Source organism: Pseudonocardia sp. P-1, assembly GCF_058111925.1.
The window spans coordinates 114,266-137,754 of record NZ_JBYJZH010000002.1; the positions used below are offsets into that span (position 1 = coordinate 114,266).

The 23,489-nt window shown below is 71.5% G+C and carries 21 protein-coding genes and 2 pseudogenes; 14 read left to right on the forward strand and 9 right to left on the reverse strand.

Annotation, left to right across the window (positions count from 1 at the left end; translation table 11 throughout):
* Positions 1-116 precede the first annotated feature (116 nt).
* Complete coding sequence (gene merB, locus AC0GKK_RS27225) at positions 117-644, reverse strand: organomercurial lyase (RefSeq protein ID WP_179763229.1); 528 nt, start codon at positions 642-644, stop codon at positions 117-119.
* Between the two features lie 50 nt (positions 645-694).
* Complete coding sequence (merA, locus tag AC0GKK_RS27230) at positions 695-2,029, reverse strand: mercury(II) reductase (RefSeq protein ID WP_246354029.1); 1,335 nt, start codon at positions 2,027-2,029, stop codon at positions 695-697.
* A 280-nt stretch (positions 2,030-2,309) separates the two neighbouring features.
* Between merA and AC0GKK_RS27235 the strand changes: the two genes are divergently transcribed.
* The 8 genes and pseudogenes from AC0GKK_RS27235 to AC0GKK_RS27270 all read left to right on the forward strand — a co-directional run.
* Positions 2,310-2,660 (forward strand): ArsR/SmtB family transcription factor, encoded by a 351-nt coding sequence (locus AC0GKK_RS27235; protein ID WP_489884169.1) that lies wholly within the window; start codon positions 2,310-2,312, stop codon positions 2,658-2,660.
* Between the two features lie 199 nt (positions 2,661-2,859).
* Complete coding sequence (locus AC0GKK_RS27240; protein ID WP_489884122.1) at positions 2,860-2,988, forward strand: hypothetical protein; 129 nt, start codon at positions 2,860-2,862, stop codon at positions 2,986-2,988.
* Between the two features lie 331 nt (positions 2,989-3,319).
* A complete protein-coding gene (locus AC0GKK_RS27245) occupies positions 3,320-3,730 on the forward strand; it encodes an ArsR/SmtB family transcription factor (RefSeq protein ID WP_179763226.1) in 411 nt (136 codons plus the stop codon).
* On the forward strand, positions 3,723-5,918 hold the full coding sequence (locus AC0GKK_RS27250; protein WP_308292794.1) for a heavy metal translocating P-type ATPase: 2,196 nt from the start codon (positions 3,723-3,725) through the stop codon (positions 5,916-5,918). Before AC0GKK_RS27245 ends, AC0GKK_RS27250 begins: the two co-directional genes overlap by 8 nt.
* Entirely contained in the window at positions 5,915-6,175 is a 261-nt protein-coding gene (locus tag AC0GKK_RS27255) for a hypothetical protein (protein WP_179763224.1), read from the forward strand. The genes AC0GKK_RS27250 and AC0GKK_RS27255 overlap by 4 nt, the downstream gene beginning before the upstream one ends.
* Before the next feature lie 24 nt (positions 6,176-6,199).
* Complete coding sequence (locus tag AC0GKK_RS27260) at positions 6,200-6,322, forward strand: methyltransferase (protein WP_179763282.1); 123 nt, start codon at positions 6,200-6,202, stop codon at positions 6,320-6,322.
* 316 nt (positions 6,323-6,638) lie between these two features.
* Positions 6,639-6,935: a methyltransferase family protein gene (locus AC0GKK_RS27265; RefSeq protein ID WP_357440417.1), complete on the forward strand. Its 297-nt coding sequence runs from the start codon at positions 6,639-6,641 to the stop codon at positions 6,933-6,935.
* A 188-nt stretch (positions 6,936-7,123) separates the two neighbouring features.
* Positions 7,124-7,336 (forward strand): annotated as a pseudogene (locus tag AC0GKK_RS27270) (transposase); the annotation flags it as partial.
* 101 nt (positions 7,337-7,437) lie between these two features.
* Here AC0GKK_RS27270 and AC0GKK_RS27275 read toward each other — a convergent pair.
* The 3 genes from AC0GKK_RS27275 to AC0GKK_RS27285 form a co-directional block, all read right to left on the reverse strand.
* Positions 7,438-8,031 carry a recombinase family protein gene (locus tag AC0GKK_RS27275; protein ID WP_179763221.1) on the reverse strand — a complete coding sequence of 198 codons (594 nt, stop codon included), beginning with the start codon at positions 8,029-8,031 and terminating at the stop codon, positions 7,438-7,440.
* A gap of 248 nt (positions 8,032-8,279) precedes the next feature.
* Positions 8,280-9,704 (reverse strand): phenylacetate--CoA ligase family protein, encoded by a 1,425-nt coding sequence (locus AC0GKK_RS27280; protein ID WP_489884123.1) that lies wholly within the window; start codon positions 9,702-9,704, stop codon positions 8,280-8,282.
* Positions 9,701-10,330 (reverse strand): class I SAM-dependent methyltransferase, encoded by a 630-nt coding sequence (locus AC0GKK_RS27285; RefSeq protein WP_100877393.1) that lies wholly within the window; start codon positions 10,328-10,330, stop codon positions 9,701-9,703. Before AC0GKK_RS27285 ends, AC0GKK_RS27280 begins: the two co-directional genes overlap by 4 nt.
* A gap of 154 nt (positions 10,331-10,484) precedes the next feature.
* Between AC0GKK_RS27285 and AC0GKK_RS27290 the strand changes: the two genes are divergently transcribed.
* From AC0GKK_RS27290 to AC0GKK_RS27300, 3 genes are read left to right on the forward strand one after another with little or no spacing between them, the layout of a single operon-like run.
* Positions 10,485-10,856, forward strand: a complete 372-nt coding sequence (locus AC0GKK_RS27290; protein WP_208622880.1) for an ArsR/SmtB family transcription factor — start codon at positions 10,485-10,487, stop codon at positions 10,854-10,856.
* Positions 10,849-12,843: a heavy metal translocating P-type ATPase gene (locus AC0GKK_RS27295; RefSeq protein ID WP_100877370.1), complete on the forward strand. Its 1,995-nt coding sequence runs from the start codon at positions 10,849-10,851 to the stop codon at positions 12,841-12,843. Before AC0GKK_RS27290 ends, AC0GKK_RS27295 begins: the two co-directional genes overlap by 8 nt.
* Positions 12,844-12,893: 50 nt before the next feature.
* Positions 12,894-14,123 (forward strand): cytochrome P450, encoded by a 1,230-nt coding sequence (locus tag AC0GKK_RS27300; protein ID WP_489884124.1) that lies wholly within the window; start codon positions 12,894-12,896, stop codon positions 14,121-14,123.
* A gap of 82 nt (positions 14,124-14,205) precedes the next feature.
* On the opposite strand, the gene AC0GKK_RS27305 is transcribed toward AC0GKK_RS27300, so the two are convergent.
* The 3 genes from AC0GKK_RS27305 to AC0GKK_RS27315 form a co-directional block, all read right to left on the reverse strand.
* Positions 14,206-14,745, reverse strand: coding sequence for a signal peptidase II (locus AC0GKK_RS27305; protein ID WP_489884125.1), 540 nt, complete (start codon positions 14,743-14,745; stop codon positions 14,206-14,208).
* A 189-nt stretch (positions 14,746-14,934) separates the two neighbouring features.
* Entirely contained in the window at positions 14,935-15,546 is a 612-nt protein-coding gene (locus AC0GKK_RS27310) for a cadmium resistance transporter (RefSeq protein ID WP_100877368.1), read from the reverse strand.
* A 657-nt stretch (positions 15,547-16,203) separates the two neighbouring features.
* Positions 16,204-19,263 (reverse strand): Tn3 family transposase, encoded by a 3,060-nt coding sequence (locus AC0GKK_RS27315; protein WP_489884126.1) that lies wholly within the window; start codon positions 19,261-19,263, stop codon positions 16,204-16,206.
* 138 nt (positions 19,264-19,401) lie between these two features.
* On the opposite strand from AC0GKK_RS27315, the pseudogene AC0GKK_RS27320 reads away from it, so the two are divergent.
* Positions 19,402-20,082: pseudogene (locus tag AC0GKK_RS27320) on the forward strand (IS5 family transposase); the annotation flags it as partial.
* A gap of 180 nt (positions 20,083-20,262) precedes the next feature.
* Here the strand turns inward: AC0GKK_RS27320 and AC0GKK_RS27325 are convergent.
* Positions 20,263-20,529 carry a hypothetical protein gene (locus AC0GKK_RS27325; protein WP_253066744.1) on the reverse strand — a complete coding sequence of 89 codons (267 nt, stop codon included), beginning with the start codon at positions 20,527-20,529 and terminating at the stop codon, positions 20,263-20,265.
* Between the two features lie 213 nt (positions 20,530-20,742).
* On the opposite strand from AC0GKK_RS27325, the gene AC0GKK_RS27330 reads away from it, so the two are divergent.
* Positions 20,743-21,783 carry a hypothetical protein gene (locus tag AC0GKK_RS27330; RefSeq protein ID WP_253066743.1) on the forward strand — a complete coding sequence of 347 codons (1,041 nt, stop codon included), beginning with the start codon at positions 20,743-20,745 and terminating at the stop codon, positions 21,781-21,783.
* A 1-nt stretch (position 21,784) separates the two neighbouring features.
* Complete coding sequence (locus AC0GKK_RS27335) at positions 21,785-22,732, forward strand: hypothetical protein (RefSeq protein WP_253066742.1); 948 nt, start codon at positions 21,785-21,787, stop codon at positions 22,730-22,732.
* The last annotated feature ends 757 nt before the right edge of the window (positions 22,733-23,489 follow it).

The following is a 23,489-nucleotide window of genomic DNA, read 5'->3' on the forward strand; positions in this document are numbered from 1 at the left end:
TTCTGCGCGGAGCCGACAAGTCTGGAGCCAACGGGTCTCGGCAATACCCGTGATCGGACCACCGCACCCCTTGTCCGGCGGAGGATCGGGCTTCGACCCGCGCCGCGGGCACAGCATCAGCGACACCACGCCTGTTCAATACCCTGAGGGGGTATGACACTTTGGGGTCCTGCCGTATCTCCTTGGAGATAGGACTGTGTCTCGATCAGCTGCAGTGCGGTGACCCCGCTGTCGGGATCGACGCTGAGCGCCACGAGCTCGCCGCTGCCCGGAGTGGGGGAGACGACCTGCGCGGGGCGGCCCAGCACGGTGGGGAAGATCAGGGTGTCCAGGGCGCACCAGGTGTAGAGCGCCTGGCCAGCGACGGTGAACTGGTGCGGGGTCTCGCGCAGGGTGATGCCGTGCCCGACCACCGCGCCGTGCTCGTCGTACTCGGTGTCCGAGAGCCCGGCCAGTCCGTCGCGGACCTCCCCGGCGCCGCGCCCGGTGGTGTGGGCGAGGTCGTCGACGGTGACCGGATGCCCGCGGGCCAGCTCACGCAGCAGCGCCGGCCACAGCCAGCCCATCGCGTCCCCGGCGGCGCCGGGAGTGGAGCAGATGGTCTCGCTGAGCCGGGTGGCGAGATGCTCGGCGTCGATGCTCATGACAGAAACGTCCCTTCCGACGAGGGGATCGGGGAGGGGTGGGCTGGGGGTCAGGCGCAGCAGGAGGTGGGCATCTGGTTGCGGAACTGTCCGGCGGCGATGCGCAGGCCCTCGGCCATGGTCAGGTACGGCGCCCAGGTGTCGGCGACGTCGTCGACGGTCATGCCGGCGGTGATCGCGTAGGTGGCGGCGAGCATGATCTCCCCGGCCGCCTCGGCGGCCGCGTGCACCCCAAGCATCCGCCCGCTCTCGGCGTCGGCCACCACCTTGATCACCCCGCGGGTGTCGCGGTTGGCCAGCGCCCGGGGCACATCGGCCAGGTCCAGCACCCGGCAGTCGCAGCGGTACCCGGCGGCCAGCGCCTGGGTCTCGCTGAGCCCGGCGGAGGCCAGCTGGGGACGAGTGAACACGACCGCGGGCAGCCCGGTGTAGTCGACGATGGCCGGGCGGGGCCCGGCGGCGTCAGTGGCGTTGAGCGCCGCCACGCGTCCGGTGGCGGCGGCAACGTAGACGTACTGCGGCGCCCCGGACACGTCCCCGGCGGCGAACACCCGCGGGTTGGAGCTGCGCTGGGCCTCGTCGACGGCGACGAAACCCCGCTCGTCGGTCTGCACCCCCGCCGCGTCCAGGCCCAGCCCGTTGGTGCGCGGGGTGCGCCCGGTCGCGACCAGCAGCCGGGCCCCGCTGGCGCGCTGCCTGCCTCCGGTCACCACCGTCGCCTCGCCGGTACCGACGTCGACCTGCACCGCCCGGTCCTCGATGACGGTGATCGAGTCGTCGGCGAACACCCGGCGCAGCGTGTCAGCGAGTTCGGGCTCAGCCGTCGGCGCGAGGCGTCCCACGAGGGTGACCTGGGCGCCGAGGTGGGCGAACAGCTGGGCCTGCTCCATCCCCACATAGCCTCCGCCGATGACCACCAGCGACTCGGGCAGCTCGGTCTGCTCCATCGCCGTGGTCGAGCTCAACCAGTCCACCTCGTCTAGGCCGGGCAGCGGCGGGCGGGAGGGCTCGGACCCGGTGGCGATCAGGTAGGCGTGCGCAGCCAGCGGTTCATCGTCCACGAGCAGGGTGTCGGGGTCGGCGAAGCGGGCGTGCCCGGGGCGGACCTCGAAGCCGTGGGCGGCGGCTACGTCGGCGTACTTGGCCTGGCGCAGCCGTCCGGTCAGCTCGTCCTTCTGCTCCACCAACGCGCCCAGGTCCACCGGCCCGGACGAGGTCGGGGCACCGGGAAACGGGTTGCCCAGCGCGCCGTGCCGCGCCCCGGCCGCGGCCAGCAACGTCTTCGACGGCACACACCCCACGTTGACGCAGGTCCCGCCCAGGGTTGCGTGCTCGACCAGCACCACGGTCTTGCCGGCGCCGCGGGCGGCAATCGCGGCGGCCATCGCCGCCCCACCCGAGCCGATCACCACCAGGTCCAGCGCTGCGGTGTCCTCCACGTCGTCGTCCACGTCGGGGCCTCCTGACCTCCGTTGAGCTCGTCTGAACCGTCCAATCCGGCTAGACGAATACATGCTAGCGTAGTGGCATCCGTCAAGGCGGATGCATGACACGATGGAGGGAGCGCAGCGGATGGTCACCAGCTCGAGGACGGCACCAGGCCCGCCGACCGAGCCGGCCGCGCAGACAGGCGGCGAGGTCCCAGCACCGGTGGCGGGCGCCGAGGTGTCGGCGCCCCCGCTGCTCGGGCAGGCCGGCGAGCAGGCGGGGGTGGTGGCGAAGTTCTTCCGCGCGTTGGGTGACCCGACCCGGCTGCGGCTGTTGGAGTTCCTGCTCGCCGGCGAGCACACCGTCAGCGAGTGCGTCGCGCACGTCGGGCTGGCCCAGGGGCGGGTGTCGACGCACCTGGCGTGTCTGGCCGACTGTGGCTACGTCGCGGTGCGCCGCGAGGGCCGGTTCTCCCACTACCGGGTGGCCGACCCGCGAGTGGCCGACCTGGTGGTGCTGGCCCGCTCGCTGGCCGCGGACAACTGCTCCGCGCTCTCGGCGTGCGCGCGCATCGACCCCCGCCCCTGACTCGATCCCGCCCTGACCTCGCTGGGGACCAGGATCCTTCATACCTGCCGACCGACCCGACCGCGGCCCCACCAGCGGCTCCGACACCGAACGCGCCGACACCGAACACACCGAGGTCGAGCGCGCTGGCGGGGCCCGCGGCGTTTGGGTGTCGCCGCCCTGCTCGTGCGGCTGGTGATGTTGCTGCGCGGGGCCGGCGTTGCTCGCCGCCGGGGCGCTAGGAGCGGCCGGCTCCGAGCTCGCCAATCCCTGGCTGATCGGCGCTGGCGTCGTGCTACTGCTGGTTGCGCTAGACCGGGCCCTGCCGGATCGACCGCCGCAGTCGTGACGGCCGCGACCATGGGATGTCTGACTCTCGGGAAGTCGACGGGCCTTGCGGTGTCGGATGCGGTGACCCCGCGACCCCGCGGTCAGCCGTTGCCGGGGTCGGCCAGGTCAATGAGTTGCCACGGCCGGGCCAGGTTGTCCTCCAGCCCCTGCGGAGACGAAACGCGCGCGCCGCACCGCGTGCCGCTCCCGGGAACGCGTCCTCACCGACCGCGAGGACGGCCTGGCCCTCAATTTATCGCCGGTCCAGTCGTTGCGGGTCGAGGATATCGAGTGCGCCGGACCTTCGGGCAGCACTACCCAAACATATCGATGGCCGTTAGAATGTTTGTATGGCCATGGATGACGCATGTGACCTGCTCTGTCTCGATCTTCCGCACGCCGAACGGATCCGTGCCGCACTGCCGGACAGCACTCGTGTCGAACCGGCGGCCGGTATGGCCCGCGGGCTCGGGGATTCCACCCGGCTGCGGATCGCGGCCGCCCTTCTCCAGGGTGCCGAGCTGTGCGTGTGCGACACCGCCTGGGTCGTCGGTGCGTCGCAGGCCCTGGTGTCACATCACCTGCGCCAGCTGCGCACGGTCGGGGTTGTGACCTCGCGCCGGGACGGCCGGATGGTGATGTACCAGCTCTCCGACCGGGGACGCGCCGTCCTGTCGGTGCTGGTCGAGGTCGACAACGGCACAGCCGTCGACACCGATGGCGACGGCGACGCGGTGCTGGAAGGAGCGGATCGTGTCTGAGTCCGGCACTGCACCCGCACCCGCGAACGACAGCGCTGCCGGGGGCGACGAGGGGCCCGGCCGTATCTGGCAGGTCCGTGAGCTGCAGCTCGCCGCGGTCGCTGCGGTGCTACTCGCCGCCGCCTGGGTGATCGATCTCGTCGCCGGTGGGCCGGCGCTGCTGATCGGCGGGGTCGAGTTGGTCGCGGCCGTGGTCGCGGCGTCGACGTTCGTGCCCGACGCGCTACGCAATCTGCGCCACGGCCGGATCGGTGTCGGCACCCTGATGACGATCGCCGTGATCGGCGCCGTCGCACTCGGACAGATCGCCGAGGCCGCCCTGCTCGGGATCCTGTTCTCCATCGCCGAAGGGCTCGAGCACCATGCTGTGACCCGGACCCGCCGCGGCCTGCGTGCCCTGCTCGGGCTGGTCCCCCCGACCGCCTCGGTGCTGCGTGACGGCGACGAGGTCACCGTCTCCCCTGACGACCTCGTCGTCGGCGACGTCCTGATCGTGCGCCCCGGCGAGCGGGCCGCGACCGACGGCACCATCCGGACCGGGCGGACCAGCCTGGACACCTCCGCGATCACCGGTGAGTCGGTCCCGATCGAGGCGGGACCGGGTGACGACCTCTACGCCGGGACGATCAACGGCGGTGGCGCGATCGAGGTCGTGGTCAGCGCCCCGGCCTCGGACAGCTCGCTGGCGCGGATCGTGCACATCGTCGAGCAGGCCCAGGAGCGCAAGGGCTCCGGTCAGCGCCTCGCCGACCGGATCGCTCGCCCGCTGGTTCCTGCGATCATGGTCCTGGCCGTTCTGATCGCCGGGCTGGGCGCGCTGTTCGGCGACCCGGTGCTCTGGCTCGAACGAGCCCTGGTCGTGCTCGTGGCTGCGTCACCGTGCGCGCTGGCGATCTCGGTACCGCTGACCGTGGTCGCCGCGATCGGCGCGTCGAGCCGGCACGGCGCGCTGGTCAAGGGTGGTGCGGCGCTGGAGGAGCTCGGCCGGATCCGCGCCGTCGCCCTCGACAAGACCGGCACCCTGACCCGCAACAGTCCCGAGGTGGTCGAGGTTCTCGCCGCGCCCGGCGAGGACCGCACCGACGTGCTGGCCACCGCCGCCGCGCTGGAATCCCGGAGCGAGCACCCGCTGGCCCGGGCGGTCCTCACCGCCGCCGAGGCGGCACCGTGGTCGGTCGCGGTACGGCCCGCCGACGACGTCACCGCCGTGCCCGGGCACGGCCTGATCGGCGTCCGCGACGGGGTCGAGCTGCGGCTGGGCAGGCCCGGCTGGGTCGACGCCGGCCTGTTGGCCGAGGACGTCGCGCGGTTGCAGGACCAGGGGGCGACGGTCGTACTCCTCGAGCGCGGCGGCACGCTGCTCGGCGCCGTCGCCGTCCGGGACGAGCTGCGCCCCGAAGCCGTCGAAGCCGTTCGCCGCATGCGCGCGCTCGGGATTGACGTCGCCATGCTCACCGGCGACAACCGGCGCACCGCGGCCATGCTCGGCCAGCAGGCTGGGATCGGCGTCGTGCACGCGGAACTGCGCCCGGAGGACAAGGCTCGTCTGCTGCCCGAGATCGCCCGGGGTCGCCGGATCGCGATGGTCGGTGACGGCGTCAACGACGCCCCGGCGCTGGCCACCGCCGATGTCGGCATCGCGATGGGCGCCATGGGCACTGACGTCGCCATCGAGACCGCCGACGTCGCGCTGATGGGTGAGGACCTGCGCCACCTCCCGCAGAACCTCGCCCACGCCCGCCACGCGCGCACGATCATGCTGCAGAACGTCGGCTTCTCACTGCTGATCATCGGCACGCTGATCCCGCTCGCCGCGTTCGGCGTCCTGGGCCTGGCCACCGTCGTCGTGATCCACGAGGCCGCCGAAGTGCTGGTTATCCTCAACGCCGTCCGCGCCGCGCGGACACGGCCCCTGCCCGGTCTGACCGCCGCTCCGGCCACCTCGGGGCGACACCACATCGCGGTCGAGCCCGCGCCGGAACCGGACGACCCCTGCTGCGCGCCGGCACCCCGACCGGCCACACCCCACACGGTGGCCACCGGACCGTCGCCGCTCGACGCCGATCCGGGATCCGCTCCGGCACAGCCGCCGCACCAGAGCGGTTGTGCGGACGGATGCGCATGCTGCAGCCCCGAACCGTCCGCTGCTGAACAAGAGATACAGGCACACCAGAGGTCTCACCCATGACCACGGCCGACCGGGCGGCACGGCTGGCCAACACCGTCCTCACGGTTGCCGTGATCCCGCTTCTTCACCGGATGCAGAACGAGCTCGACCGCAACGGAACCCTGCGGCGGGGAACCCAGATGATGATGTGGGCTGCCTACGCGACGTTCGGAGTCCTGCTCACCGAGTCCCTCGCCCGCCACCGCGACGTGCCGACCGGCCGCCGCGGGACGACTCTCGCAGGAGCCGGCATGACGCCGTTCGACAGCCCGCAGTAGCTCAACGGCGGCGAGACCGGTGAGCTGATCACCAGTGGGATCTACCACTACAGCCGCAACCCCCGGTACACGGGCTTCGTGGCCGCCACGGCCGGGCTCGCCGTCGCCCGAGGCTCACCGCGGCCGCGCTGCTGGCCATCGAACTGACCGTAGTGATGCGCGCCTGGGTAGCGGTCGAGGAAAGCCACCTCCGGCGACAGTTCGGAACGGCCTACGGGCGCCTGTGCAGCCAGGTTCCGCGTTGGATCGGCGTTCGGTCATAGGGGCGGGGTCTCGCGTCCCGCCCTTGGGCTCTGAACATGTGACCAGGGGGTCAGCACCATGCTGGTACAGCATCTACGGGCGATACTGCTCGGTCCGGTAACGGTCACGATCACGATCACGATCATCATTCCACTGGTGATCGTAACGATCATGGGTTCCGCTCCGGGTCGATCTCAGTCCGGTACTCGGCTACCTGGCCCTGACTGCCGGCGCCCTGCTGATCGCGGGCGGTGTCGCGATGCTCGCCTGGACGATCAGGCTCTTCGCCCGGGAGGGCGAGGGAACATTGTCGCCACAGGACCCACCGCGCACCCTGGTAGTGCACGGGCCCTATCGACACGTGCGCCACCCGATGTTCAGTGGAGTCCTGGCCATCCTCGTCGGCGAGACGATCGCAACGCGGTCCCTGAGCCTCCTGGCATGGCTTGTCGTGTTCGCGCTCTTCGTCACCATCATGGTCCCCCGTGTTGAGGAACCGCGGCTAGCCCGCGGCTAGCCCACCGGTTCGGCGACGACCACGCGCGCTATCGGGACAACGTCCCGCGCTGGATACCCCGCTTACAGCCCTGGGACCCCTCACCGCCGCGAAAGCCAACCGAATGATCCGGGAACGTCTGCTCACGTTGCCGGCGCGCTAGGGCGTGTCTCCGAAATAGGTGGGTCGGGGTGCGCGATGCTGTAGCGGTGTCGCGCACTGCGGTCCTGACCGACGTTCAGTGGGCCCGGCTGGCCCCGCTCCTGCCCTCGTCGGAGGGTCGTCGCGGGCGCCCGTTTCGAGACAACCGTCGAGTACTCGAGGGCATCATCTACCGATACCGGTGCGGCCTGGCCTGGCGGGATGTCCCGTCCGAGTTCGGGCCGTGGCAGACGTTGTGGAAGCGGCACCGCCGCTACTCCGGCCCATGAGGAACAACGGAACGGGTTCCATCGGTAGCGCTGGCGCGGTCGCTACTGGGCCCGGCACTCCGCGAAGCTGACCCGAGGGGCAGAGCAGGACGTCAGGACGCGGACGGTGCAGCTGGGCGTGCGCGCTCGATCGCCCGGTAGACGGTGGAGCGGGCGACGGAGAACAGCTCCGCGAGCTCGGCGCTGGTATGCGCGCCGGCGTGGTGCAGCTCGACGAGGTGGGACTCCTGGCGCGGGCTGAGCTTGGGCTTCTTGCCACGCAGCCGGCCCTTGGCGCGGGCGACCTTCATGCCCTCCCGGGTCCTCATCTTGATCAGGTCTGACTCGAACTCGGCGACCATGGCCAGCACGTTGAACAACAATCTGCCGACCGGGTCGGTCGGGTCGTGGACCGACCCGCCGAGGCTGAGCTTGACCTCGCGGGCGGTGAGCTCGGCGACGATGTCGCGGGCGTCGGGCAGCGACCGGGCGAGCCGGTCGAGTTTGGTCACGACCAGCACGTCGCCGCCGCGGCACGCGGCCATCGCCTCGCGCAGCCCGGGCCGGGCCCGGTTGGTTCCGGTCAGGCCGTGATCGACGTAGATCCGCTCGGGCGCAACGCCGAGGGTGGTGAGGGCGTCGCGTTGGGCGGTGAGGTCTTGTTCGTCGGTGGAGACCCGGGCGTAGCCGATCAGTAGTCCGCTCACCGTGCGAGTGTCCCAGTAAGCGCCCCTTCATCGGGCATTTCATCGGGCGGGTCTTACGGGAATCGCCGAGCAGCAGCGATCTTCGGTTCGCGGGCGGGGCCGGGGTGTCCCGGTGGGGGTTCGGTCTACGAGACGAGGTCGCGATCCGTGCGCCGCGACGCCTGCGTCGTCGACCGGAGAGAAGATCGTGAGAGGGTACGGCCGAGCAGCCGACAGCGCATGGTCGGTCGACGCCACGTGTGGCGTGGTCAGCCCGGTGTGTCGGCCAGCGGTTGAACCAGTCGGTACTTGCCGCCGGTGGCGGGTGGGGGGAGCTGCTCGGCGCGTCGAACGGTGATCTGGGCGAGGCCGTGGGCGGCGAGCAGGTCGGTGAGTTCGCGGTGCACGTGGGCCCAGGCCTGCTGCGGGGTGGCGCCGGGTGCGGGCTGGATTCGCACCGAGAGCTCGGTCGGGGAGATCTGCAGGATCTGGAACAGCGCCACGGAGGGCAGCCGGTCCAGGCGGGTCGAGAGGGTCAGCGGGGTGAGTGTCACGGTGGTGCCGTGGGTGGTGGGGAGGGTGAGTAGGTCCGCGGTGCGGCCCTGCACCCGGATCGCGGGCAGTGGGCTGCCGCAGTCGCAGGGGTCGGGGCGGGCCAGGACGCTGTCGCCGAGGTCGTAGCGCAGGATCGACTGGGCCCGGTTGGCCAGGTTGGTCAGCAGCACGGTGTGGGACTGCTGGCCGGGCGGGGTGGGCCGGTGGTCGGCGTCGACGGGTTCGAGGATGGCCCAGTCGGCGTTGACGTGCAGCCAGCCGTGGTGGCAGCTGTAGGACAGGAACGGGCACTCGGTCGCGGCGTAGGAGTTGCCCACCGCGGAGCCGAACGCGGTGGCGATCCGCGCGATCTCTGGGTCGGGCAGGCCTTCGGCGGCGAGCGCGACCAGGGCGGGGCGGATCCGCAGCCGCCCGGCCTGTTGTTCGGTGGCCAGCAGCGCCGCGGTGGTGGCGTAGGGGGCGAGCACGGCGGGTGGGAACGCGTTGAGCTGGGTCACCAGTTCCGGCAGCGGGGTGTGTACCGACAGCGCCTGGACCCGGCGGCGGCCGCGTCTGGTGCGGCGCAGGCGGGCGGCCGCGGCGGTGGAGGCGAAGTGCCCGCCGGTGGCGGTGACCATCGCCAGTCGTCCCCGCCCGGCGATCAGCCGGGGCAGCGCGCTCGCGTTCAGCCAGGTGCTGAGCATGCGCGAGCTCAGCGCGGTGGTCACCGCGAGTGCCCGCTCGTCGAGCAGGAACATCCCCCGCGTGCCGGTGGTACCCGACGTGGTCGCCACCGTGTAGCCGGCTCGGGAACCGCCGCGGTAGCCGGGTGGGATGGCGAGGAACGGCTGGCCGATCTGGGCGGGGTCGGCCACGAACGCCTGCACCCGCTCCCTGCTCGCGCGCGGGTCGGTGACCCAGTCGTCGAACCGTGCCATCAGTGCCGCCTTGCTGGTGACCGGCAGCAGGCGCGGGTCCTCCACCCGGCCGGGCAGGTCCTGGTAGAGCTCGCGGTACACGCTGCCGTGGCCGCGGGCGAAGTCCACGAGCTCGGCCAGGCGGGCGCGTTGGCGGGCGTCGATCGCCTCCGGGCCGTGTCGGTAGGTCCGGCGGGCGTCGAGCAGCAGCCGCAACGCCCCGTCCTCGCCGGCGGGGCTCACCGCGGTGCGGCGTCGCTGTACGGGCGCTGGGCCACCCCGAGCAGGTAGTGCCCGCGAACCCGGGTGCGCCACCGGGACCCGACCTGCAGTCCCTGGCGCTCCAGTTCGGCGACGAACTCGCTCGCGGTGAACCGGTCCTCGGTGGGGTGGTCGAACAGCCACCGGTAGCCGCGGGTGGCCAGCGCGGCGGCGGTGACCTCGTCGAAGTAGAACCGCCCGCCCGGCTTGAGCACCCGAACGATCTCCGCCAGCGCCGCTCGCCAGTCCGGGACGTGGTGCACGATCGCGAAGTCGAACACCGCGTCGTAGCTGTTGTCCTCGGCGTCCAGGGCGGTGCGCAGGTCGGTCATGTCGCCGGTGGCCAGCCGCACCCGCTCCCCGTAACCAGCCAGCCGGCGCTTCGCCCGAGTGACCATGGCCGGGTCCAGGTCGATCGCGTCCACACGAGCCGCGGCGAACCGGCGCAGGATCAGCTCGGTGCCGTACCCCGCCCCGCACCCCACCTCGAGCACCCGCGCGTCCGGGGATAGTGCCCCGCCCAGCCGCAGCAGCGTCGGGGTCTCGTAGAACCGCTGCAACGCGCGCCGCGGCGGGCTGTTCACCAGGGCCGTTTCCACCCGGTTCATCAACACGACAGACCTCCCAGTTATCGACGATATGCGGTTACATCGTTGGCTAGCGATGGATACCAGAGGTGTCGCGGCGGTGTCCAGGGCTGCGACGATCGAGGGCGTCGAAAAGCTGGCGCCGAACATGGGCCACATGCGTTATCATCGCCGCATGACGATGCCAGATGCGGTGGCGGTGTCCCCGCGCCAGGAGTTGATGCCGGCTGCGGCGTTGTTCCACAGCCTGTCCGACCCGACCCGGCTCGCGATCGTGCAGCACCTCGCCCGGGGCGAGGCGCGGGTGGTGGATCTGACCGAGCGGCTCGGGTCGGCGCAGTCGACGGTGTCGGCGCACCTGGCGTGCCTGCGCGACTGCGGCCTGGTGATGGGCCGTCCGGAGGGCCGGCAGATGTTCTACTCGCTGACCCGCCCGGAGCTGCTGGACCTGCTCGCCGCCGCGGAGAGGTTGTTGGGGGCGACCGGGTCGGCCGTGGCGCTGTGCCCGAACTTCGGTACCGGCACCGTGGGGGTGCGCGGTGAGTGACGCGTGCGGGTGCGGCCCCGATGAGCCCCGCGTCGACGCCGAGACCGGTGAGGTCGTGGCGGAGCGGGAGCCGGAGCGGTTGTGGGAGGTCTCCGAGCTGCGCGCCGCCGCGGTGGCCGGGGTGCTGCTCGGCGCGTCGCTGGTCGTGGGCTGGTCCGGTGGGCCGGCGCCGGTGGAGCTCGCCCTGCAGGTCCTCGCGCTAGCGGTGGGGGCGTGGACGTTCGTGCCGTCCACACTGCGCCGCCTGGCCAAGGGCAAGATCGGGGTAGGCACCCTGATGACCATCGCCGCGGTCGGCGCCGTCGCGCTCGGCGAGGTCGGCGAGGCCGCGATGCTGGCGTTCCTGTTCTCCATCAGCGAGGGCCTGGAGGAGTACTCGATCGCCCGGACCCGCCGCGGCCTGCGCGCGCTGCTCTCGCTGGTCCCCGAGCAGGCCACCGTGCTGCGCGGCGGCCTGGAGATCGTGGTCGCTCCGGGCGAGCTGCGGGTCGGGGACACCATGCTGGTGCGCCCCGGGGAGCGCCTGGCCACCGACGGGACCGTCGGGACCGGGCGGACCGCGCTGGACGTCTCGGCGATCACCGGGGAGTCGGTGCCGGTCGAGGCCGGCCCCGGCGACGAGGTGTACGCCGGGTCGATCAACGGCACCGGCGTGCTGGAGGTGCAGGTCACCAGCACCGCCGCGGACAACTCGCTGGCCCGGATCGTGGCGATCGTGGAGGCCGAGCAGTCCCGCAAGGGCGCCGCGCAGCGCCTCGCCGACCGGATCGCGCGTCCACTGGTCCCGGGCGTGCTGGTCGCCGCCGCACTGATCGCCGTGGTGGGCAGCGTGTTCGGTGACCCGCTGGTGTGGATCGAACGCGCGCTGGTCGTGCTGGTCGCCGCGTCACCGTGCGCGCTGGCGATCTCGATCCCGGTGACCGTGGTCGCCGCGGTCGGCGCGGCGAGCAAGATGGGGGTGCTGGTCAAGGGCGGCGCCGCGCTCGAGGCCCTGGGCGCCGTGCGCCAGGTCGCCCTGGACAAGACCGGCACCCTGACCCGCAACCGGCCCGTCGTGATCGAGGTCGCCACCACCGGTGGCGCCACCCGCGAGCAGGTCCTCGCGCTGGCCGCCGCGCTGGAGGCGCGCAGCGAGCACCCCCTGGCCCGCGCGATCCTGGCCGCGGTCGACCAGCCCACCCCGGCCGCCGACGTCGAGGCCGTGCCCGGCGCCGGGCTCACCGGCCGCCTGGACGGGCGTGCGCTGCGGCTGGGCCGGCCGGGCTGGATCGACCCCGGTGACCTGGCCGGGCCGGTGCGCGGCATGCAGGAGGCCGGGGCGACCGCGGTGCTCGTCGAAGCCGACGGGACGGTCCTCGGCGCGGTCGCCGTGCGCGACGAGCTGCGGCCCGAGGCCGCCGAGGTCGTCGCCCACCTGCAGCGCGACGGCTACCGGGTCGCGATGCTCACCGGGGACAACCACGCCACCGCCGCCGCGCTCGCCGCGCAGGCCGGCATCCGTGACGTGCACGCCGAGCTGCGACCTGAGGACAAGGCTGCACTCATCGCGACGATGCGCGCCGAACGGCCCACCGCGATGGTCGGCGACGGCGTCAACGACGCCCCCGCGCTGGCCACCGCGGATCTGGGCATCGCCATGGGCGCGATGGGCACCGACGTGGCCATCGAAACCGCCGACGTCGCCCTGATGGGTGAGGACCTGCGCCACCTGCCCCAGGCCCTCGACCACGCCCGACGAGCCCGGCGGATCATGCTGCAGAACGTCGGGCTGTCGCTGGCCATCATCGTCGGACTGATGCCGCTGGCCCTGCTCGGCGTGCTCGGCCTGGCCGCGGTCGTCGCCGTGCACGAGCTCGCCGAGATCCTGGTCATCGCCAACGGGGTGCGCGCCGGCCGCACCCGCGCGCTGTCTCCCACCGCCGCCACGGTGCTCCCGCCGTCGGCGCCGACGCGCCCGCAACCGCTCGACGCCGCACATCGCGGCTGATGCCGGTGAACACCGGACGGATTCCCGAGGTTGAGGGGTAGGTGCAGGACGTGGTGAGGGACCAGACGCTGCAGCTGCTCCGTCAGGGGTACCGCTGGGCCGGCGGGCTGCGGCCAGACCCCCCGACGGCCCCGTGGGCGGTACCGACCCGGCTGCTGGGCCGCCGCGCGGTGCTGATCGACGGCCCGGCCGGGGTGCGTCGCTTCTACGATCCGCGGCTACGCCGCCGCGGGTCGCTGCCGGCCCCATTGAAGCTGGTGCTGTTCGGCCGGGACACGGTGCACGGCCTCGACAATGCCGAGCACCACCACCGCAAGGCGCTGTACCTGCGGGTGCTCACCGCCGACGCGGTGGCCGACCTCGGTCGGTGTGCCGAGCAGGAGTGGCAGGCGGTCACCCGGCGCTGGGCGGGCGGGGCGCCGGTGCGGCTGTTCGACGAGGCCGTGCAGGTCCTGGGCGCGGCCGTGCTGCCGTGGGCCGGGATCCCGATGGCGTCCGCGGAGCTGCCCCGGCGGGCGCGGCAGCTCGCCGACATCGTCGACGGGTTCGGCACGCCGGGGCGGCCCTTCGCCCGGGCCGCCCTCGCCCGCGCGCGGCTGGGCCGGTGGGCGGCCGGGCTCGTCCGCCGGGCCCGCCTCGGACAGATCCACCCGGCGCCCGGTACCGCGCTGCACGCGGTCGCGACGGCCCGGGACCTGCGCGGGCGGCCGTTGCCCGCCCGCGTCGCCGGCGTCGCACTGCTCAACTTCGTGCGCCCAACCGTGGCCGCGGCCTGGTACGTGGCCTTCGCCGGCATGGCCCTGCACGAGCACCCCGAATGGCGCCACCGCCTCGCCGACACCGAGCCCGACCAGGGCGCTGTCGCCGCGTTCGCCCAGGAGGTGCGCCGGCGCTACCCGTTCGTGCCGGTGCTCGCCGCCGTGGCCCGCGAGGACCAGGACGTCCTCGGCGTCCCGGTCCCGCGCGGCGGGCTGGTGGTGCTCGACGTGCACGGCACCGACCACGACCCGACGCACTGGCCCGACCCCGACCGCTTCGACCCCGACCGCTTTCTCGCCGGCCCGGTCGACCCGGACACCCTGGTACCGCAGGGCGGTGGCGACGTGGCCACCGGGCACCGCTGCCCCGGCGAGGACGTCGTGCTCACCATGATCGCCGTCGCCACCCGCACGCTCGCCCGGCTGGACTACACGCTGCCACCCCAGGACCTCGAGGTCGACCTGTCCCGGGTCCCGACCCGCCCCCGCAGCGGCGTGCTCCTCACCCCCACCGCCCGCTGACGCATCGCACCCGGCCCGCGCATCACCCTGGTCGCCGCAGTGTCGGCGGCTGGTTCGGGTGCGCGGTCGCCAGGGCCGCCGCTCACGAGGTGCCGTGGGGTTCACGAGGTGCCGTCCGAGGGGGGCCGCCCTGGTCTGCCGATTCCTGCTCCGTGGCGTGTCCTGCGACGCTGCGGTTCTCGGTGCGCCACGACGCCCACAGCAGGGCGAGCACCCCGAGGGTGATCGCGGTGTCGGCCAGGTTGAACGTCGGGAACCAGCCCAGCCACAGGAAGTCGGTGACCGCGCCGTCCCCGGCCCGGTCCACGATGTTGGCCATCGCACCGCCCAGCACGAGGCCCGCCGGCACCGGCGGGCGCAGCCAGCCGGCGACGATCGCGACCAGCACGCCACTGGTGATCACCCCGGCCAGCGCGAGCACGGCCCAGGTCGGCAGCCCGTCGCCCAGACTGAACGCCACCCCGGTGTTGTAGCTGAGCTGTAGGCGCCCGATCCCGAGGTCTACCGGCGCGCCGGGCAGTCGGGTATCGGCCAGCCACTTGGTCACCACATCGACCAGGACAGCGACCGCCGCCGTGACACCGGCCGTGGCGACCGAGCGTGATCTCGGCCAGGCACTCATCGGCGCGACTCCGCCCGATCGCTCGGGTCCCCGTCCGACCTCGCACCAGCGACAGCAATCGGCATAAGGCGATGATAAACGGCGGAGCCGATGACAGCGCACCGGCTCCGTCTCGCCGCGGAGAGGCGGTGCCGCCAGCAGTACGCGGATGCGCCGCCTCAACAGACCGCAGCCGCGGCACGCCGGCACCTACAGGCCGAAGGCGCCGCCCTCGACCAGGATGACGATGCCCAGACCGATCAGCACGATCGGGAACAGCACCTGCTCCCAGCGCTCCAGCACCTCGGCGATCGGTTTGCGGGTGGCGACGAAGCGCGCCGCGGCGACCAGCACGGCGACCAGGGCGAGGAACACGATCGAGTAGGCGATGATGCCGCCGGTGCCGACGGTGGCGAAGACCGGTACGTAGACGCCGATGTTGTCCCCGCCGTTGGCGAAGGTGATCGCGGCGATGGCGGGCACGCTGAGCGCCTTGCCGCTGAGCTTGCCCTCGTCGTCATCGTCGTCACCGTCACACCAGGACCGCCAGGACCGCCAGGCCGCGAGCAGGCCCAGGACCAGCGGGATCAGGCCGAAGTACGGGATGACCTCCTCGGGCAGGAAACTGCGCGCGCCCAGGGCGACGAGCACCGCCGCGGCCAGGATGGCGCCGAAACCGAGGTACTGACCACCGAGGATCCTGGCCGTGGTCCCCGGGACGCCGGCACCTCGGGCATAGAACAGCGACAGCACGATGACGTCGTCGATGTTGGTGACCATGAACAGGCCGATGGCCTGCAGGGTCCACGTGAGGGGTTCCATGGCTGCTGCCTTCTTGGTGGTCGCCGACATCGTTCGGTCGGCGAGAGTCGGCCGCCGGGGAGCGGGCGGTACGGCGGTTCGGGCACGCCGCTCCAGCGGAGCGTGGTCCCGGTGAGCTACGACATGACATGCCGACCGAGCGGTGGGGCACCGCGAGCGGGGTGAGGACCGCTACGGCGGCGCCGGCGCTCGCGCGCGGTCCGACACGCTGTCAGCGTTCCGGGCACGTGACGCAGCGCGGGCGTGCTCGTGTGACCCAGAAACGGCAGACGAGCCGTGAATACGCTGAAGACGCTTGGTCGGGCACGCAGCATCGTCATACGACGATGCTATCATCGTCCGCCGCTGTCATAGTCAATAGCCGATGCAAATTCTCGCCGCGCTTTGCCGGCGTCGACCGGCCGCCGGGTACCTCGCGCTGCAGCGTGGACAGCGGCGTGACAGGTCAAGGCGCGATCGTAGGTCGGCGCCTGCGGACCACCGTCACCGAGAACCGGTGACGGTCGGTCACAGCGGTTTAGTGTCCTCCGGTGCACAGCACGATCAGCAGCATGAGCGGCGGCGACGATGTGGACCTGGGGTCGACCTGCCGGAGCCGCCATCACGTCAGCACTGCGCGGCGCGATGTCGGCGGCTCGACGCCCGGTAGAGCGGCGGTCAACGGTCCTCGTCCTCGTCGCCGGTGTCGGGATCGCGCAGCGTACGGCGGGCCCCGGCGAGGTCGGGGAGCTGGAACGAGTAGTGCCCGTGCACGTTGAGGTGACGGCGCATGTAGGGCGAGAGCCGTACAACGTCCTCGCCGCGCACTGGGCAGCCCTCCTGGCGCAGTTGGGCGAGGGCGGCATCGAGGTAGACGGTGTTCCACAGCGTGATGCAGTTCAGGACCAGCCCGAGCGCGCCGAGCTGGTCCTCCATGCCCTCGTGGTAGGCGCGGCGCAGATCGCCGCGGCGGCCGTGGAAGACGTGCCGGGCCAGGTCGTGGCGGCCTTCTTGCAGGTTGCGCATGCCCTTGATCTCCGCCCGGTACGGGGCTTGATCGACATACGACAGCACGTGCAGGGTCTTGAAGATCCGCCCGTAGTGGGCCAGGGCCTCACCGAGCTGGGTCGGGTTGCCGCCGTGGGCGAGCATCCGCAGCACGTCGTGCGCGCTGACCGCGCCGGTGTGGATGGACCCGGCCAAGCGCAACAGGTCGGGCCAGTGCGCCCTGACCCGACCGAGGTCGATCTTCCCGCGGGCGGCGGTGGCGAGCGGGCCATAGTCCGCGCCCGGGTTGATCCGCCACAGCTTCGCGTCGGGCAGGTCGGCCAGCTGGGGGCGGTAGTCGAACCCGAGCAGCCGCATCAGCCCGCACACCATGTCGCTGTACGAGCCGGTGTCGCTGATGATGACCTCCGGGCGGCGGCCGCCGTCCTGGCGGTAGATCAGGTCGATCACGTGCAGCGAGTCACGCGGGGTGCCCGACACGACCAGCCCGGCCAGCCCGACGGCCTGGTCGTTGACCAGATTGAGCAGCGTCACCCCGCGCCTGCGCCCGAAGTAGCGCGGGTTGGGACGGGCGTCGATGCTGCGCACCGGCACCACGAACCGGACACCGTCCACCGCCGCGAGCAGCCCACCACCCCACGCCTGGGCCAGCGGAATGTCGGCCTGAGCGGTGATGAGCGGGGCGTTCGCTGCGGCGTAGGTCTCCGCGCGCAGGTAGTTCTGGTCGACGTGGCTGATCCGGTGCCGGGTCAGCGCCGCCACTCCGGGGCTGAGGACCGGCGTGAACCCGACGTTGAGCGCGTGCGCGGTCAGCGCGGCCGCCACGCTCACCGACAGGTCGTCCAGGCGGGCCTGGCCGCCCGAGGCCGGAGTGAACGCCGCCGCGAACTCCGGGTGCCAGGACATCACCTCCAGCACCACCTCGCCGATGTCGACCCGCGGGAGCATCGCCTCGCACCGGCGCCGCAGGTCGGTCAGGCTCGGCGGATCGGAGACGGCGTCGATCTTCCCGGCGTGCAACCGGCCTTGCTCGTCGATGGAGACCTCGGTGTTGGCGATCAGGCGCCCCGCGACGTGGCGCAGCGCGGCGTCGAGGTCGCTCGCGTGCTCGGCCAGCAGCGGGTCGGAATCGTGCGGGAGCTGCAGGGCGTTGAGCACCGGGCCGCGGGCGGCCTCCCACGCCGGGCCGTCCAGCAGCTGCGCGCGCGGGTCGGCCCAGCGACCGGAGGCAAGCGCGAAGATGTCGCGGCGGCGCAGCCGATGGTGAAATAGCTCTAGTACGCAGAATACGTAGCCGGCCCGGTTCACCGTGGTCTCCGGTCGCCCGGGGGTGAACACCACCCGCGCCCAGCCTGGCGGGACCAGGTCCACCGCGACCTTGCGGGCGTCGAGGTACCCCGCCGGTACCCGCGCCGTCGGGCGGGCATCGAGCAGGTCCGGCAGGGCGCGCAGCGCGTCGAGGACGGGGGTGGCCTCGGCGGTGGCGTCGAACCGAATGGCCGTGCACAGCATCGGCAGGAACGGGCGCACCACCGCATAGCGGTCGGCCAGGGTCGCCCGCCACTCCGTGTCGGGATCTGTGCCCGGGGCCGGCACGACGTCGGTGATGTTCGCGACCGCGGTGCGCAGCTCGGCCCGGGAGACCACGTTCTCGATCGCGTCCCAGACCAGCTCCAGCGTGATCTCCGGGCCCCATGTCGTGGCCTCGAGTAGTACCCCGACCGCGGCGGCCAACTTCCCGGCGTCGCGGCTGACCCGCGGATACCGCCGGGCCTGCTCGTCACGGGTCTGGCGTTGCGCACGGGCCAACAGCTCCGTGGTCATCAGCACGTCGAACAGCTCCACCGCATCGTCGGTGGCCCTAGCCTGCAGCCCCACCACCGTGGCCAGCAGCGTCGCCAGCCGGCGGGCGTAAGGGTGGCGGCGCAACGCCGGCGCCTTCCCCGCCATGCCGTAGCGGGCCAGCTCGATCACCCGCCGCCGTGGGACCGCCCCCAGCTCGATCTGACCGACGCCGATCGCGGACAGCTCGCTGACCCGATCCAACGCCGCTGCCATCGCGCGGCCCGACGCCCGGGTCGGGCCCCGGCGCAGCCGTTCCAGCTCCGAGGTTCGTGCCCCGTCAGGGATCTCCAACAACAGATCCAACGCAGCGGCCTGCGACGCAGTCAGCGGGGCGGCCAGGGTGTCCCACAGCCGCGCCATCGCCGCGTCCCGGACCCGGGCCACCAACCGAGCCAGGGTGGACACCCCGGGCAGCAGCACCCGGTGCTCCCGAAGCCAGACCACCGCGCCGTCGAACAGCGCCTTCGGGCCATCCCCGGTGGTCCACGCCCGGTCATCCACCCACCGCGCAAGCTCCTCGGCCGCCGCGGTGAAGTCGACGAACCCGTACGCCTCGCGGATCTGCGCTGCGTGCTCGAGCCGGGTCATCTCCCGGACCCGGTAGTCCTTCACACACGACGGATCAACGATGTCGAGCTGCTCGGCCAGGTAGTCCACGACCTCGGTCGGAACATCGGTCGGATCGGCCAGGAACCGGCCGATGAACAACAACGTCGTGAGCTGCACCGCGAACCCCAGCCGGGTGTGCGGCAGCCGCTTCGCCTCGACCAGAGCGCGGGCCTTGTCATCGAGCAGGAAGCAGCGGTCCAGCTCCGCCGTCGACGGCGGTCTCGCGTAGCAGCCGTACGTCGCGGCCTGCGCGTCGGTGAGGAACTCGACGGGCACGGAGAACCCCCAGCACGCCACGGACTCGAACGTCGAGCCCAGACCGTTCCCCGAACGCGGCGACGCTACCGCGAGCCCCGGGCTGGCGCCGCTCTACCGATGGATCCCGTTCCGTTGTTCCTCACGGGCCACTCCGGCGATGGCACCTGGGACCACGTTCTCGCGGCTCTGCTGACCGACGCCGACACCGCCGGGATCGTGGACTGGGCGGTCAGTGTGGACTCCACGATCCTCCGCGCCCACCAACACGCCGCGACCCTGGCCCGCGACACAGGGGCAGGATCGAATTACACGAATCTGCTCGCCGAGCCCGGCGATCACGCCTTGGGTCGGTCTCGCGGCGGGCTGTCGACGAAGATCCACCAGCTCGTCGATGGTCACGGCCGGCCGCTGGTGGTCCTGCTCGGACCGGGCCAAGGCGGGGACTCGCCGATGTTCCCGCACCTGATGGCGCATCTGAGCATCGCGCGAGCGGGCCCGGGACGTCCCCGAACACGGCCGGAACGACTGCGCGCTGACAAGGCCTACTCCTCGCGCGCGATCCGCCGCCATCTACGCGAGCGGCGGATCGTCGCCGTCATTCCCGAGCCCGCCGACCAGCAAGGACACCGCAAACGGCGAGGGGCACGCGGCGGCCGCCCGCCCGCGTTCGACCGCGCCGATTACCGCAATCGCAACGTCGTCGAACGCGGGTTCTGCCACGTCAAGCAGTGGCGCGGGCTGGCCACCCGTTACGACAAGCTCGCGCTGACCTTCCGCGGCGGCGCCGTCCTGAAGGCGATCGTCACCTGGCTCCGCGCTTTAGGAGACACGCCCTAGTGGTGTCGGCGCTGGGGCCAGGGACCGTGACCGGCACGCTGCTATCCGCCGCTTGCGCTGGAGCCGCCGGCTGGCAGCTCACCAGTCCGACATGGGCGGCAGGATCTCGCACCGCTAACCCCCACAAGCGACACGAACGGCCCCGGCGCGCCGCCGGGACCGTTCGTGTCGTCAACGGGTTCAGGCCGCCGGTCGTGCCACGCCCGCGGCCACCACCACCAGGATCGTGCAGAACATCGACACCGCGGCAGTGGCCACCGAGCTGATGGCGGTCAGCACTCGGTCGAGCAGCTGCGCACTCCGACACTGCCGCTCCGGGTGCCGCGACCACACCGCGGTCAGCACCACCAGCACCACCAGCACGGTCATCAGCAAACCCGTGATCGGGACGACGTTGTGCAGCACCCCCGCGGCGAGCTCCGCCGCCGTCGGCAACATGATGATCATCTTCGCTCCTCCGGATCGAACCGGCGAGTGAACCTCCTGGTCACACCCGGTACGAGACGAAGAGTGCCGAGGAGCGCGACCCCCCTGCAACGCCGGCTCGACACGGGATAGACTGCCCCCTTAACGCGCATCGCACCTGGAGCGAAGCGTCAAACGAGCAGTCAATCGCGTACAGGCAATCGCTCAAAAGTCGGATTTGAGATAGTAGGTCTCATGGCGCGGACGGTCGACGATCGGTTGTCGAAGCGCCTCGACCTCCTGGCCCGCCTGCAGTACGGGACGGGCCGCGAGGGCTCCGCCGACGCCGTTGCCCGAGCTGTCAGGCAGCGCCTCTGGGCGCAGCGCCCGCAGTCGGCCCCACCGGTCGTCCGCCTCCGGGCACGTCTTGTACTGCGCGGAGGCCGGGAGATCAGCCCGCTGCGGGAGCTCGCCACATCGAAGGGGGTGGCGGTGCAGATGCTGCTCGTCGCGCTGTTCGTCGAGCAGTGCCGCAAGCCGACCAACACCATCGGCACACCGACCCCGATCCCGCTGGCGTACCCGGTGGTGGCCGGCGACCCCTGCTGGCGGCACCTGATCGCGCTCCCGACCGAACGCCGGCCGGGGCGCCGTACGGGCACGTCTCGCGGCCTGGCGAACAGCCAGCTCGACCAACTACGCGCCGCGCTGGACAGGCTCCACGACTTCGGCAAGGTCGATCTAAAGGAATCCCGTCCGCGGTACGAGGAGTTCACGGTGCGCGACGAGAGCGTCCTGCGTGGTGCTCCGATCCAGCCTTACAAGGTCCCGGCGCCGGCGCGCGAGCTGGTGATCGACGTGCCTCCAGAGTTCTTCACCTGCGGGTGGGTTCATGCCCTCGGCCCGGACGAGACGGTCGCGTACTTGTTCCTGCTCTACCGGAACCAGTTGAGCCAGGAGAGCAACGACGACGGGCTGAGCGTGAACGACGACCTGTGGGGACTGGCCTTCGAGCGGCCCCGAGCGCAGCGGGAGGCCTACCGACGGCTGCACCGGATGGGCCTGATCAGCGCCGATCGCAGCGATCTTCGCAACCAGGACGGCACGATGCCCGACGGGGCGGACAACACCCTGGGAGTACGGCCGGTCAACGAGATGACCTTCCGCGTCGATCTGGAGCGCCTCACCGACGACGGCGTCAGCGCGGCGATCGACGCACTACGGCGGCAACTCGACGGCGAAGGGCTCGATGACGCGTCCCTCGCCTCATGGACCGAGCGCCACGGAGGCGTCTGAGGTGGCTGGGGCTCCGAAGCCCAATGCCGTCCGCGAGGCGATCGCGGACTCCATCGCGGCGAACCTGAAGTCCTACAACGTGGCCGCGTTCTGCGAGCGGCTCGGGCTGGCGGCTCAGGGCAAGGATGACGATCCGTCCCGCAGCAAACGGCTCTACGTCCAGGCCCGCCTGCAGGGCCACGGCCTGCCGGAGCTGCTGCCGGTCGCTCGCGTGGTGCTGTCGGAGTGGGACGACCCGCAGTTGCAGGCAACCGTCGATCTGCTCGGCGTGACCGGTGTCGCGGGTGAGCTGAAGAATCTGATCTTCGCCTCAACCGGTCCGAAACCCGAGATCGTCCTGCGGGACGCGTTGAACAACACCATCGAGATCACCAAGGGCGCCGGGACGTGCCTGGTCTACGACCGCCCCCTGCCTGACGACGGGCTCACCTGGGGAGCCCTCGTGGAGTGGTGGGCCACCGAGATCCTGCACGAGACCAACCTCGACGTCGCCGGCCGCCACCTCTACCGGCGACTCGCGCAGTCGACCGCCACCAGCAGCAGCCCTCCGGAAAGCCTCCTGCTGCGCGCCTACGCACACCGCTACACCGATCGGTCTGTCCCCGCGCTGCTGCCGCAGGTGTACCTGCACTACGACCCGTACCTTCGGCCGGATCCGCTGCTGCGCCCCGGCTCGGTGGTCCGTCAGCGGATGGATTTCCTGCTGCTGCTGCCCGGACGGCGGCGCGTCGTGCTCGAGGTGGACGGCCAGCACCACTACGCCACCGACGACGGACGCCCGAGCCCCAGGCGCTATGCCGTCATGGCTGCAGAAGACCGCCGCCTGCGCCTGGCCGGCTACGAGGTCTATCGCTTTGGCGGCGCCGAGCTCGCTGATCCCCAGCGCGGCCGGACTGTGCTGGACGACTTCTTCTCCAAGCTGCTCGACGACTCTCCAGCAGAGCTCTGACCGGGCACGGCCGCGAGGAGGCGGCTCGGTCGAGCGCATCATCGACCGCCCCAGCGCCAGTCATCCGCTCGCGGACGACGATGCTCAGGTGGCTTACCGAACTGGATCCCGTCGATGCTCGCCACGGCCGGCGCACGCCGACCGGTGGGTCTACGCCCCTCCGCGATCAGGCAACCGCCCTGAGGCCGGATGGTGCCCTGTCCGGCCTAGCCGATAACGAATTATGACAGTTCACTCAGGAGTCGGGTCGGAAGCCGTGGAGAACGGGACACTAAGGTCTGCTCATGTGGTCTTTTGTTGTCGACTTGTCCCAGGTTGTCGGAGCTGCACTAAGCCTAGTCGCCCTCATCGTCGCACTCTACGCTCTGTATAAGTCGAACCTAGATCTAACCCGCGAACGCACCAACCTTCACGAGTTAGAAATCTTGCGTCAGATCGGGAGTCGCCTACACCCAAAAGCTGACCCACTTGAAACTGCCGCACTAATAGTGCTACTTCCAGATACGGATTTCCCGTTGGCTAGAGCGGGCCTCACGCACGACGGAACCGAAAAGGGACAACGCGCATTCGATGTGGGGTTTCAGCAGTACATGACCGAGACAGATGATTCAAACCAGGACGAAAAAGCCGAGTGGCGATACCTCGGTCGCCGGGTTTGGGGGTCCGCAGATTCACGTTCAATCCTGCGACGAGAGTTTGATGACGCCGTCTCCCGCAGAGTAAAGAACCCCAACAGGTAGCACGCCCTCATCCCCAC